Here is a 13306-nt window from a genome sequence, read left to right as displayed (position 1 = left end):
GCGCCTCAGCCGAGCGCCGGCAGCTCGGGCGCAAGCGGCGCGTGCGTCAGCGCCCGGTGCCCTTCCTCCGTCACTACCACCAGGTCCTCGAGGCGAACCCCGCCGACCCCTGGCAGGTATATTCCAGGTTCGATGGTCACCGTCATGCCCGCCGCCAACGACCCGTCGGCGGTAGGGCTGAGCCGGGGCGCCTCGTGGGCTTCGATCCCCACGCCGTGCCCCAGGCCGTGCCCGAAATACTCACCGTAGCCGGCCCCGGCAATGATCCCGCGGGCGATCGCGTCGAGCGCCGCGCAGTCCGCGCCGGCGCGCACACCCGCCCGAGCCGCCGTCTGGGCCTCGCGGCACGCCGCGTAGATGTCGCGCCGTTGGGCGTCGGCCGCCTCCACTACCGCGGTGCGCGTGAGGTCGGCGCCGTAGCCCTGCCAGCGCGCGCCCAGATCAATGACCACCAGGTCGCCCGCCGCCAGCTCGCGCGTCCCCGGCTCGGCATGGCACTGCGCCGAGCGGGGGCCGGCAGCGATGATGGGCGGAAACGCGATCTCGGCGTCCGCCTCCCGCTTGATGTAACTCTCCGCCGCCAGCGCCAGCTCGCGCTCGCTGACGCCCGGCCGCACCAGCGATATGACGCGAGCCATGGCCCCGTCCGAGACGGCGGCCGCCCGCTCCATGAGCGCGATCTCCTGCGGGCCCTTGAGCGCCCGCAACCGCTCCACCAGTCCCTCCACGGGCGCCAGGGAGATGTTGCCCAGGGCGGCGACCAGTCGCTGGTGAGCCTGATATGTCAGGTGCGCCGGCTCGAAGCCCACGACCCGGCACCCCAGTCCGCGCAGTGCGTGCGCAAGCCCCTCGTGCCAGCGCTCGACCTCCACCAACTCGAACAGCGGCGCCTGCTCCGCGGCCTGGAGCCGATAGCGAAAATCGCTGATGAGAAGAGCGCGGTCGGCGTCCACCGCCAGCGCCCCCTGGGAGCCGGTGAATCCGCTCAGGTAGCGCACATTGGCGGCCCCGGAAACGAGGACTGCCGACACCTCGGTGGCTGCGACCGCCGCCCGCAGGCGTGCGAGCCGCCGCGGATAATCCATCATCGGTGAGATTCTTCCACCAGCGCTTTGGCCGCGCGCAGGGCCAGCAGGTAGCCGTGGACGCCGAAGCCGATGATCTGGCCGACGGTGACGGGAGCGGTGACGGAGGTGTGACGGAACTCCTCGCGGGCGTGGAGGTTGGTCAAGTGGACCTCGATGGCGGGGATGCGCACCGCCTGCAGCGCATCGCGCACCGCGATGCTGTAGTGGGTGAGGGCCGCCGGGTTGATGACTATGGCCTGCGCCCAGTCCATGCAGGCGTGGATTGCCGTTACGACATCGCCCTCGTGGTCCGACTGCGTGATACGCAGTTCCAGGCCGAGTTCCGCGGCGGCTTGGCTCAAGCGTTGGTTGATCTGCTCGAGGGTGATGGCGCCATATATGTCGGGCTCACGCCTCCCGAGCAGCCCCAGGTTGGGCCCGTGGATAACGGCGACCTTGATCATGGCTCCTCTTCCCGCCCGGCGCTCACGAGGTCATGGACTCGCGTGCGCCAAGTCGTACTCGTGCAGTGCGCGGCTGATGAAATTGTCCATCACCGTGCCGCACACCTGCCGCGGATTCGCCGCCGCTTCCCGCTGCCAGCGCTCGACCTGCCGGCGAGCGGCCGCTGACGGACTGAACAGCATTCGCAGGCACGCCGCACCTGCCTTACCGTAGGTCGAGAGCTTGTCCAGGTAGGGGCTGATCTGCTCTAGGAGCCAGCGGTTGGGCAGGCGCGACGGCAGTTCGCGCTTGAGCCCCCTCATGCGCGCGAAATGGCGCCGCAGCGTGGACGCCGCGGCGCCGGGTGTGCCTGCCGCCAACTCCTTCCACAGCGCTGCGATCGCCGCCGCCAGCTCCGGGGAATCCTTGGGATGCAGGAACGAACTCGTGCAGCTCCCTGCGAAGCAGCGCAGCGGCGCATAGGCGCGCGCGCCGCCCTGCTGCAGCAGGGCGGCCTCCCACGCCGGCTCCGGGCGATACGCCTCCGCGTTCCACAGGTAGTCGGCGACGGTGATGAGCGGCAGCTTCGATGCTTCGCCCTCGTTCATGGGGTTGGCGATCAGCCCTGCCGCATGCCGGTGCAGGTCGCTAGGCCGGCCCCGCAGCGGCCCCAGGAACAGGCGGTTGCGATTGTAGTCGTTCACCGGGTAATTATCCCAGATCAGCGGCGGGCGCGCAATCGCCGCGCCGTAGGCGTCCGCCTCCTGGCCGCTGATGGTCGGCGAGCACACCTGCGACCCGGTCCAGAAGACAAGCACGTCGCGGCGCAGCAGGTCCCCGATGGCTCTGAGATAACGCGTGCGCCGCGTGCCCGCGTACTCGGTGGGGCAGAAGATGAGCTGCGAGCCGCGGGCGACGCGATCGAGGTGATCGCGCAGGCGGTTGGCGATGCACGCGTGCGCCTCGGCGAGCGACGAGAACGCCCGCCGGTCCTGCGGGTGATGGAGCTTGCCCGGGATGTCGTCCAGACACAACGCGAACGAGTCCACCCCGATCTCGCGCATGGCGTCAAGCTTGCGCCGCAGCGCCGCCATATCCGCCCGCGACGAGTAGCGCATGCTCAGCCCCGGGCTGACGCCGAAGCAGAAGCGCACGCCATGGCGGCTGGCCGCCTCCACCAACTGGCGCAGCTCCCGCAGCGCCCGCGCGGTGTAAGGCTCGCGCCAGTGCTCACGGTGATAGGGGTCGTCCTTGGGGGCGTAGACGTAGAGGTTGAACTTGTACAGCTCGCAGAAGTCGAGCAGACGCAGGCGCTGTTGGTGGCTCCACGGCGGACCGTAAAAGCCTTCGATCACGCCCCGCAGCTCAAAGGACGGACCATCGGCGAGGGAGATCTCGCGCAGCGCCGGCTGGTCCCCGCGCTGAACGATGAGCTGGCGCAGAGTGGCGAAGCCATGGCGCAGTCCTTCACGCGCCGTCGCCGCCAGCACCACCAGCAGCTTGCCGTCGCGCCGTGCGGTGACCAGGCCGTAGCCCTGCGGGCCGAGCGGCGGCAGTTGCACCCGCGCGCCGTCGCACAACTCCCAGCAGTGGCCGACACGGGAGTCGGCGGCGGGATTGCCGGCCGCAATCACCATCGCGTAGCGGGCGGCGGCCTCCAGCGTCGCCACCACCGGCACCCGCGGCACGCCCAGCTCGCGCAGGAACGCCCGCAGCCCCTCCGCCGCGGAGCGCGCTCCCTCGTCCGACGGCAGCAGCACCGCCACCTCGGCGACCGTAGTCGTGCGCCCCACCTTGAGCACCTGGCGCGGCGTCGGCAGCACGCCCAGCTGCCGCTCGCGGGCGCCCAGTAGCAGCCGCCGGCGGCCCAGGGTGGCGGGTGCGATCCCCCTGCCTGCGAGCACGATGAAGTTCCCCCTTTCACCAACGGAAGACAGCCGCTGCCGCGCAGGACCGACTGTGTGGAAACGAGCGCACAGCATACAGCATAGTGGCCGCACGCCCGACGCATGAGCCAAGTACTTCTCCATCCACGCGCATCGTCCTGCAACGCGGGCCGCATGCCTGCAGGACTGCCTGCATGCCCGCCGAAGAAGGCAAGCGACAGGCGCACCCCCTGTGCATCACGCGAACCGGTGCTGACGCCCCGCTACCATGCCTGCGGCTGGCCGCGGCCTGGGGTGGACGGCGACCCCGCAGCGGCGGAGGAGAGTCGGCCATGCGCAAACATCAGGCGGAGAAGGCTTCCTGCCAGGTCTGCGGCCAGGAAAAGGACGTAGGCGAGATGCTGCCGGCGGAGCTGGTGGCGGGGCCGGTGCTGGACACGATCAAAGAGAAGCATGCCGACTGGTCCGCCAGCGGCTACATCTGCCTGCCCGACCTCAACCGCTTCCGCACCGAGTACGTGCAGGCTCTGCTGGCAACCGAGAAGGGGGAGCTCTCGGCGCTGGAGCTGGAGGTGGTGCGCAGCCTGCACGAGCAGGAAACGCTGACCAAAGACGTCAACGCCGAGTTCGACCGCCGGTTGACGCTGGGGGAACGCCTGGCGGACCGGATAGCGACTTTCGGCGGCAGTTGGGCGTTCATCGGCGGCTTCTTCGCGATCCTGTTCTCGTGGATTGCCGTCAACGCCATACTTCTGCGCGCGCATCCCTATGACCCGTACCCTTTCATCTTGCTCAACCTCATCCTGTCCTGTCTGGCCGCGATCCAGGCGCCGGTCATCATGATGAGCCAGAACCGGCAGGAGGCGAAGGACCGCCTGCGCGGGGAACACGACTACAGCGTCAACCTCAAGGCCGAGTTGGAGATTCGCACCATCAGCGCCAAGCTCGACCGGCTGCTGACCCACCAGTGGCAGCGGCTGCTGGAGATCCAGCAGATTCAGACGGAGATGATGGAGGAGCTCGCCCGTCACGCCGCCCGCGCCGAGGGCCGCTGATGGCGTGACGGTTTGCGCAGTTGCGAGGAGGGAGGTTATCAGCCGATGCCCATGATATGCGTTTGCGTCGAGATGGTGCTGGGGAACGCCTCGCTGGCGGCGAAGGCGCGCAAGGTCGCCGCGGCGGGCTTTCGCGCGCTCGAGTTCTGGAGCCACGATGCGGGGGGCGACCGCAAGTTGGACGACCTCGCGGCCGCCTGCGGGGAAACCGGCCTGGCTCTCAACGACCTGGTGGCCGACGGCCCGGGCATCTCCCTCGTGTCTGCCGCGGACCGCGAGAAGTACCTGGCCCGGCTGCGACAGAGCATCGCGGTGGCGAAGAAGCTCGACTGCGGCAAGCTCATCACCTGCACGGGCAATCGCCTCCCCGACCGCTCCGGTGCCGAACAGCATGACGCCATCGTCGAGACCTTGAGGGCGGCCGCCGCCGTGGCCTCACAAGCGGGCGTGGTGCTGGTGCTGGAGCCGCTGAACTCGCTGGTGGATCATCGCGGCTACTACCTCGACAGCGGGCACCAGGCCGCACAGATCGTGGAGCAAGTCGCCAGCCCGGCGGTGCGGCTGCTGTGGGACATCTACCACATGCAGATCATGCACGGCAACGTGCTCGCCACCATCGAGAGATACCTTCCGCTCATCGGTCACTTCCACGCCGCGGGCGTGCCCGGGCGCCACGAGCTGGATGTCGGCGAGCTGAACTACGTCGAGATCCTCTCTCGCATCAAGGCCTGGGGTTACGACGGCATGTTCGGCCTGGAGTACGCGCCGGCGACCGCGGATCACGCCGCATCTCTGGCTGACATGCGCAAGCTGACCGCAGCCGCGGGCTGGGAGTAGACGCCCATCTTCGCCGGCGATGGTCAGGCTGTGGGCGGCGGCATATCCCCGCAGCTCGGCTACCTGGCTCTCGATGGTCAACTGCTTCTCCTGGGTCTCGGAGGATACGCGCCCGTAGATGCAGGCCGTCCTGGCGAGGTTGCTCCTTGCGGTGTCGTGGCAGAGGGGGGTGTGACCTCGAAAAGTGGGGATAATGCACTGCCGGATGTGGGACAGGCGCCCCAACCCCTCTCCCTTCCAGGGAGAGGCCGGCCCCGACGCATCGGGGCCGGGTGAGGGTGAGTCCGGTCGAGCCGCAGGGTATGACCGTTTTTGGTTGGGGTGGCGGATTGTGTGCCCGAATGTAGCACAGCCGCCCTCGGCTGTGAAGGGGGCGCACGCCGTGCGCCCCTACAGGTTCCCGCGACCGATCCCAACTTTCAGCGGTCACACCCGAGCCGCACCCCGCATCCATGTCATCCTCACCCAACATCCGCCCTGCAGCTTGTCATTATCCGCACCCACCCTTGGGGCATGGGCTACGAAACGGCCGTCGGCGTCTCGCCCGCCCCACCATGGCCATTTCCCCATCCGGGTTGTCAACACAATGGGCGAGACTCAATAGGGGCCTGTCGAAGGGCGCTCTCGCCTGTCAGACAGGCGCCGCTCTGCAGCGCCAACACCCCGAGCGGTCGGGGTGCCACATGGTGAGTGCCTCAATCCATCCCCACAAGAAAAGGTCATACCCGCATACTGAGCCCTCACCGACGACGAGGTACTTGACGGCTGCGCTTCTGTCGCCCACCCCGCCGTTCAGTCACTGCTGGGATTCTGGGTTTGCGCTCTCTTGCTCCCGCCGAAGCTCCGTGGGCAGCATCGTGAGGCTCATGCCACCGCCAAAATAGGCCAGGAACTGACCTCCGAAGTGCTGCAACAGACCTGCCGCCTGGCTTCGTTGCACTCCAGCGGCGAACTGAAGAGCCTCAGCCACCAGCGCCAGCACCAGGCCCGTCGTCGCGACGGTGAGGAATCTGACCAGAACCGGGCGTCCCTTCGGCCACCACCGAATTCCATACAACATCGCTGCCGCACAGGCGGAAACCGCCACGAGCCGCCAAAGGTCGTACTGCCGCCACGACCAGAGCGCGCTTTCCCCCACGACTACAACCAGAACTGCAAGCAGGACGATAAGAAAGTAGGTGGCCATCCCTCTGTCGCGAACGGGCCTCAACGCGCACCATAGAGCTCGTGCGGCAAGCGTTAGCGCAGCCGCGCCTGCGACCGTACCTAATGCCGCGAGGGGCACTTCCGCCGCTGAAGAATACGCGTAGAGTGAAGCGGCGCAGAGCAAGAGCGAAGCGAGCGCGAGGAGATTAACCGCTACTCCAATTCGCGTGAGGCGATACCAGAACCCGATTAGGCACAGCGGCGTGACAACTAGAAAGGCCACCACCAGCGCCTGGCGCACCTCCGGCTCCGGCATCCACACCGGCCTCACGACGAGAACCCACCAGGCGAACGTCGCAGCGGGAAGGGGAACCCAGAACCCAGACGATAACGCGTCGTCGGGGTGGGCGCTTGCGGATTCCCTGCGCTCCCACCGTCGGCCGATCCGCGCAACCAGTGCCCTCATGGCCGCCTCTCCTGAAAGCAAATTGCAAGACCTATCGTTTTCCCCGACGGCTCGGGCACCCGCGCTTGCTCGCGGGTGGGTCACTTGAATCAGCCTCTCCTACGTTCCCGTTTGCCGGAACACACCTTAGCCTTCGATCCCCGGCTCCCCACCCTCCTTTACAGCTCGACCTCGATGCGCTGAGGTCAGCTAGACGGCCGTCAGGGCAGCCGGGGAATTCCTCTTTCTCAGCGCAGGCTGGTCGGTGGCTGGGCGATAGGGCCGTCGCTCTGTCAGCAGCCGGTAGACGATGGTCAACAGCCGCTTCGCCACCGCCACCTTGGCGACGTTGGCGCCCTTGGTCGCCTTGAGCCGCCCGTAGAGCGCCGCCAAGTCAGGGTCTTGACGAATGGCTGGATACACCGCTTCGATGCACGCCCAGCGTATCCACTTGTTGCCTTGCTTGGTGATTCGTCCGTGGTAGACGTATCCGCCCGAGGCATAGGTCGAGGGAACCAGGCCCGCATAGGCACACAGCTTCTCGGCGCGCAGAAACCGCCTCACGTCGTCAATCTCCACCGCCAACAGCACCGCGAAGAAATCTCCGATGCCAGGTAGGGTGACCAGGAGCTTGGCCCGCTCGTCCCCCTTGGCCAGCTGCGAGACCCACCGATTGCTCTGCTTGATGTGCTGCTCCAGCGCCCCCAGCAACGCCAGGTCAGTGCGCAGAATCTGCGCCTCGCTCGGGGGCAGCTCCAGCCGCTGCAACCAGGCCCGCCCTGCTTTGCCGAATAGATCGCTCCAGCTCCCAGCCTCGGGGCTCAGCTGCGGGTGTCGGTCAATCAGGGTGTGGATGCGGTTCTTCACCATCGTTGACAACCCCACCGGAAACATCCGCTGTCGCAACCGGCGTCGCTGCTCTCGCGTCACCGCCCCCGGCACATAGGCCGCCGGAATCAAGTCCGCGCGCAGCAGGTGAGCCAGCATCCGCGAGTCAATCCGGTCGGTCTTCACCTTGGCTTCTGCGATCACTCGCACTTTGGCAGGATGAGCCAGCGTCACCTCATCCACCAGCTCCTCCAGCCAGTCGTACATTACCGGCCAGTTGCGGCCCGCTTCCAGCACCGCTGACGCGCCCTCCGCAGAGCCGTCCAGCAGCGCCGCCAGCGCCTCCTGGGTGTTGGCGATCTGCCCTTCCTTCACCACCTTGCCCCGCTCATCCATCACCGTGACGTAACTGCTCTTCTTGTGGTAATCTACACCCACGTAGTGCATGGTGCACCTCCTTCGGTGTTGTAACGTCAGCTGATTCTATCAGCCTAACCGTCGGGGTGCATCATGCTTTCATGCTAACTCCTTCTCAGCGGCAAGCGCTGCTCATTCCTCGGCCCGGTATCGCTGTCATTCCAGGCTGTCGAGATGCTGCATGCGCATGGGCGCGTAGGTTTTCACGCCTCGCTTGGCGCCGAACAATAGTTCGGCGCTATTGGCTTTTCTCCTGCTGCGGCGCCTTGCTCCGAGGCCGCAGGCAGCTGAAACTTGAGGCATCGTGCAGGGTCGCGGTGCGCTCCCGGTTGGTGCTGGGTCGGCGCTAAGGCCCCTGGCTACGCCTCGAGAAGACGAGCGGAGCTGCGAAGCTGAGTTGCTGTATGTACCCGCTTGCGTCTACGCCGTCTCGGGATGACATCCCCGAAGCCTTACGCTTGATCCGGGCATGATCGTCTCACGCCAAGGCCCGGCTTGGTGCGGTCATGGTTCGCTTTCGCCGTAGTCACTTTCCGCGGCTTGCGCGAGCTGCGGCGCGAGGTAGTACGCGATCAGGTGCGGGTAGTGGCGCTCGCGGTGAAGGCCCAGAGCGCCGTGCAGAACGCGGTCGAGCGCGGCGGCGTCGTCCGCCCGCAGGAGATCCATATGGGCGACGATGACCCCCACCCGGCGGTCCCGCAGTTGCGCCAGCGCGGGTGCGTAGGTCGCGCGCAGCTCGCGCAGGTCGCGGTGAAGGGCGCCCCTTTGGGTCAGGGGCAGGGAGGGCATGACTCTTTCGCCCGGCCTCGTCCGCTGCGGCTCGAGGTCGCGCAGGAGGGCATTGCCGCGCACGAACTCCAGGGCGTGCGGCGGCCGCCGCGACACCAGCCCCGCCAGGATCGGCCGGTGATGGACGGTCTGGTAGCGCATGTAAACCGCGTAGTCCCCCAGCAGGGGCACCTCCGCCACCGCGAAGTCGTTCTCGCTTTGCGCCAGGTCGTGATAGAACCCCGGCACCCGCACGTCCCGCAGCGGGTACGGCGCAGGCAGGAACTCGAACAGCACCACCGCCGCCGCCATCCCAGCCGCGGCCACGCGCCACCGCCTGCTCCACCCGTGCGTCACCGCGGCCAGTCCCGCCGCCGCCAGCACCGCCAGACACAGCATTGCCGGCAGCGCTGCGCGCGTGGGCACCGCCGCCAGGCGCGTCAGCGGCACGTACTTCCACAACCACAGGTAGGGCAGGGGGACTTGCGCCTGCGCCGCCAGGACCTCGCCGCCCCCGACGACCTGCATCGCCAACTGCGAGGACAGCTCGGCGCTGAACGGCAGATCGAAGCCGTTGCCGGGGGGCCCGCCCGCCAGCAGCAGCGCCAGCGCGTTGAACTCAGTCCGGTCACCGATGCGCAAATGCGTCCCCAGCGCCAGCGTCAGGAAGAAGACGGCCCCCGCAATCCACGGGACGAGCCGCCGCCCGCGGTAGGCGATCCCCGTCAGCGCCAGGGCGAACACTACCAGCCCCACGTAGAGCGTCGCCTCCGCCCGGCTGTAGCCGTGGGCGCGCAGCACCGCCGAGCCGATGTCGCCGAGCAGGGGGTGCGTAAACGCCGGGGTCACATATAGCTCCGGCTGGGCGCCCAGCGCCGCCGGGCGCGCCAGCGGCTGGTGCATGTAGGGGGCCTGCGCGCGTTCGGCCAGCATCGGCCACAGCAGCGGCCACAGCCCGGCCAAGGTCAGGGCGATCACCGCCCCCGCCGCCGCCAACGCGGCCCCCCAGCGTCGCGGGCGGGCCGCGATCTCGCAGGCCGCGAAGACGGCGAGCAGCATGCCGGCGTAGAGGAAGTAGTACCATTCGCAGAGCCCGACCAAGGCCCACGACGCGGCGGCGCCGAGCACGTATCGCGGCCGTCGCTCGCGCAGCCCGCGCAGCGCACAGTAGGCGAACGGCGCCAGCCATTCGGCGGCGATGAGGTTCTGGTGCGCCAGCGCGTGGGTCGTCAGGTAGGGGCAGAACCCGAAGCCCAACCCGGCCACGGCGGCAGCCGTCGCGCTGCCGGTGAGGTAGCGGCACAGCAGGAAGGCGCCCCACGCGCAGGCGGCCAGCGATAGCACCAGCAGCAGGTTGTAGGTCTGCACCAGGCTGAGCGCGTTCTGCAAGAGCGCCGCCGCCGCGGAATGCAGGAGCACCAGCGTGTGATACCGCAGGCTCACCTCCTCGGGCCAGAACAGGCAGCGGGTGGACATGACGCTCAGCCGGGGATCCGCGAGCGCGGTCTTCACCCACCAGTAGTCCCACAAGAAGACGTAGCCGTCCTGCTCCAGGCCCTCGATGGTCGCGCCGGGAACGTGAGTGGATGAATGCAGCGCCAGGGGCATGGTGAGCGCCACCGCCGCCAGCACATAGACCGCGAGCATCAGCGCGGCGAGCCGGCGCCCCCGCGGCGAGTGTCCCTGCTCGGGCTCGGGCTCGGGCTCCGGCGCAGGTGGGATGCGCGGACTGGCGACGGCGGGGGATCTCCCCGCGACCGCGGGCCGCGGATCGCGCACGACCATGGTCCCCGCCAGGTGATCGTGCCAGCCCCGGCGCTCGCGATCCCACAGCATGGCGGCCAAGCCAATCTTCAGCGGCGCGGAGGCGACGAGGAACGCGGGGACGCGCGCCACCGCCCGCCGCCACGAGAGCCTGCGTCCGTCGGCGGCGACGACGCGGATTCCCAGCGCCCATTTGCCGACCGTGGCGCCCCAAGCGGCCCATCCGACGGCGAGGTACGCCAGGGCGCTGACGAGACCCAGCAGGGGCAGCGGCAGGAGGGAGGCGGCATCGGGAGCGATGGCGACGGCGAGCATGAAGATGAGCGCGTTGCACAGAAGCAGGATGCCGGTGTCTATGACCGAGGCCGCGAGCCGCCGCCAAGGGGCGGCCGGCTCGACGGCGGGGAAACGCACCTGCCCGGGGTCATCCATTGCGTCGTCGCTCATGGCGGCGCGGTCTAGGGCGACAGCAAGGGGCTGATCTCGCCCTGCACTTGGCCCAGGAGGCGGTCGCGAGTCTCGACCGAGGGCGACTCGATGATGAGCCGCACGATGGGCTCCGTGTTCGATGGGCGCACCTGGCACCAGGTGCCATCGGCGAAAGTGACTTTGAGGCCGTCGAAGTCCGACATCGTTTCGCCCGCGAACAGGCGCCGCACACGTGCCAGCGCCTCCTGCACGCGCTCCGGGGCCAGCCCCTCGAGCTTCGCCTTGACCATGTGATACTGCGGCAACCGCGCGCGCAGCTCCGATAGCGCCAGGCCGCGCGCAGCCGCGTATTCGAGCACGAGCGCGATGCCGATGAGGCTGTCGCGCCCATAGCACACCGGCGGATAGATGACCCCGCCGTTGCCTTCGCCGCCGAAGACCGTGCGCCCCTGTCCGGCCACCTCGATCATGGCCTGACCCAGGTTGACCTCACCCACCTTGACCTCGCGCAGCTCGGCGCCGCGGGCCGCGCACAGGTCGTCAATCATGCGGCTGGTGGAGCTGTTCCTGACCACGACCGCAGCGGCGCCGCGGAAGCGATCGAGGAGGTGATCCACCGCGAAGGCGAGGGTGCACTCTTCGCCGATGGCCTCGCCCTGCTCGCTAACCAATGCCAGGCGGTCGGCATCCAGGTCCTGGGCGAGCCCGAGGTCACACCCGCTGGCGACCACCGCCTCCCGCAGCGCGCCGAGATTGGCGGCGCTGGGCTCGGAATCGCGTTCGACGCTGACCGGCGTGACGACACAGCCCAGCTCCTGCAGCAGGCGCATGGTCACCGCCTCTCCGGCCCCGCGGCAGGAGTCAGCCGCGACCTTGAAACGGCGGGCGCGGATGGCCGCGACATCAACCTCGCGCAAGACGCGCACCAGATGCGCCTCCAGGGCCTGCTGATGGCGGCTGGGCACCGCCGGCGGCGCCGCGGGCTCGTACTGCGCCGACGCCTGGCGTGACAGCGCGAACAGATGACGGGTCTGCTCGGCGTTGAGCACGATGTAATGCGGCCCCATGAGGAACTTGAAGCCGTTCCACTGCGCGGGGTTGTGGCTGGCGGTGATGATGATGGCGGCCTGGGCGTCGAACTGGGCCATCGCCACCTCGACCGTCGGGCTCGGCACGACCCCGACGTCGAGCAGCGAGCACGGCAGCCGCGTCAGCCCGGCGATGACCGCGGGCACGAGCTCGCGCCCGGAGGGGCGAGTGTCGCGGCCGATGATCGTCAGCGGGTTGGGGAAGCGCTCGTTGGCCAGGCGCGCGAAAGCCTCCGCGAACTGCGCGGCAACGGGGAGCGTGAGCGACTCGCCGAAGATGCCACGCACGCCGGAGTAACTGATGCGGAGACCGGGTCGGTCCGATGGCGAGGGCATGGTCTGTCTCGAAGCTGGTCGCGCGGCGCAATTATAGTCGGCGCACCAGCCCGTGTCAAACCATCGCCCCGCGGGCCCATCCGCGCGGCCGCCTTGCAGCCCCCGGTCGGGCTTGGTATAATCGCCGCGCGGAGGTCCCGTCGTGCGCGAAATCGCAGCCGCCGACATCACCGGGTTGGTCGCCCGCTTGTGCATTGACGCCAACTACCGCCTGCCCCCGGACGTGATGGCGGCCCTCGAACGTGCCCGCGCCGAGGAGGAATCGCCGCTGGGCCGCGACATCCTCGGGCAGCTGATCGAGAACGCGCGCTTGGCGGAGCGCGAGGGGCTGCCCATGTGCCAGGACTGCGGGGTGGCGGTCGTATTCGTGGAGCTCGGGGCGCAGGCCTGCATCACCGGCGTTCCTCTGGAAGAGGCGGTCAATGTCGGCGTTCGCCGGGGCTATGCCGAAGGGCGCCTGCGCAAGTCCGTCGTCGCCAGCCCGCTGGCGCGCACCAATACCGGGGACAATACGCCCGCCATCATGCATCTGCGGCAGGTCGAGGGCGACCGCGTGCGCGTCGTCGTCGCGCCCAAGGGTGCGGGCTCGGAGAACATGAGCGCGCTGGCGATGCTCCGCCCCGCCGACGGGAGGGAAGGAATCGAGCGCTTTGTGGTGAAGGTGGTCGAGCGAGCGGGCGCCAGCGCGTGTCCCCCGCTGGTGGTAGGTGTCGGCCTCGGCGGCAACTTCGAGCGCTGCGCCCTGCTGGCCAAAGAGGCGCTGCTGCGCCCGCTGGGCGGTCCTCATGCCGACGAC

At 68.7% G+C, this 13306-nt stretch carries 10 protein-coding genes; 3 read left to right on the top strand and 7 right to left on the bottom strand.

Going from position 1 to position 13306, the window contains the following annotated elements; genetic code table 11:
- Window positions 1-5: 5 nt before the first annotated feature.
- The 3 genes from VM221_12665 to VM221_12655 are packed head-to-tail and all read right to left on the bottom strand — an operon-like array spanning window position 6 to window position 3415.
- On the bottom strand, window positions 6-1088 hold the full coding sequence (locus VM221_12665; GenBank protein ID HUT75672.1) for a Xaa-Pro peptidase family protein: 1083 nt from the start codon (window positions 1086-1088) through the stop codon (window positions 6-8).
- Complete coding sequence (gene aroQ, locus VM221_12660; protein ID HUT75671.1) at window positions 1085-1531, bottom strand: type II 3-dehydroquinate dehydratase; 447 nt, start codon at window positions 1529-1531, stop codon at window positions 1085-1087. The genes VM221_12665 and aroQ overlap by 4 nt, the downstream gene beginning before the upstream one ends.
- A 30-nt stretch (window positions 1532-1561) precedes the next feature.
- Window positions 1562-3415 carry a beta-N-acetylglucosaminidase domain-containing protein gene (locus VM221_12655; protein ID HUT75670.1) on the bottom strand — a complete coding sequence of 618 codons (1854 nt, stop codon included), beginning with the start codon at window positions 3413-3415 and terminating at the stop codon, window positions 1562-1564.
- Between the two features lie 314 nt (window positions 3416-3729).
- Here VM221_12655 and VM221_12650 point away from each other — a divergent pair, with 314 nt between their 5' ends.
- Both VM221_12650 and VM221_12645 read left to right on the top strand, forming a co-directional pair.
- Entirely contained in the window at window positions 3730-4452 is a 723-nt protein-coding gene (locus VM221_12650) for a DUF1003 domain-containing protein (GenBank protein HUT75669.1), read from the top strand.
- A gap of 45 nt (window positions 4453-4497) precedes the next feature.
- Window positions 4498-5289, top strand: a complete 792-nt coding sequence (locus tag VM221_12645) for a TIM barrel protein (protein HUT75668.1) — start codon at window positions 4498-4500, stop codon at window positions 5287-5289.
- Between the two features lie 796 nt (window positions 5290-6085).
- Here the strand turns inward: VM221_12645 and VM221_12640 are convergent.
- From VM221_12640 to VM221_12625, 4 genes are all read right to left on the bottom strand, one after another.
- On the bottom strand, window positions 6086-6901 hold the full coding sequence (locus tag VM221_12640) for a hypothetical protein (GenBank protein ID HUT75667.1): 816 nt from the start codon (window positions 6899-6901) through the stop codon (window positions 6086-6088).
- A 189-nt stretch (window positions 6902-7090) separates the two neighbouring features.
- The gene (locus VM221_12635; GenBank protein HUT75666.1) at window positions 7091-8155 is read right to left on the bottom strand and encodes an IS110 family transposase; all 1065 of its coding nucleotides are present in this window, start codon (window positions 8153-8155) and stop codon (window positions 7091-7093) included.
- 474 nt (window positions 8156-8629) lie between these two features.
- Entirely contained in the window at window positions 8630-11104 is a 2475-nt protein-coding gene (locus VM221_12630) for an RDD family protein (GenBank protein ID HUT75665.1), read from the bottom strand.
- Between the two features lie 11 nt (window positions 11105-11115).
- Complete coding sequence (locus VM221_12625; protein HUT75664.1) at window positions 11116-12510, bottom strand: phosphoglucosamine mutase; 1395 nt, start codon at window positions 12508-12510, stop codon at window positions 11116-11118.
- 142 nt (window positions 12511-12652) lie between these two features.
- Between VM221_12625 and VM221_12620 the strand changes: the two genes are divergently transcribed.
- Window positions 12653-13306 (top strand): fumarate hydratase (locus VM221_12620; protein HUT75663.1); only part of this gene is annotated, 654 nt, incomplete at its 3' end.

The organism is Armatimonadota bacterium, assembly GCA_035527535.1.
Lineage (GTDB): Bacteria > Armatimonadota > Hebobacteria.
The sequence above is the reverse complement of the archived record's forward strand: the minus strand, read 5'-3'. Positions and strand labels throughout refer to the sequence as shown.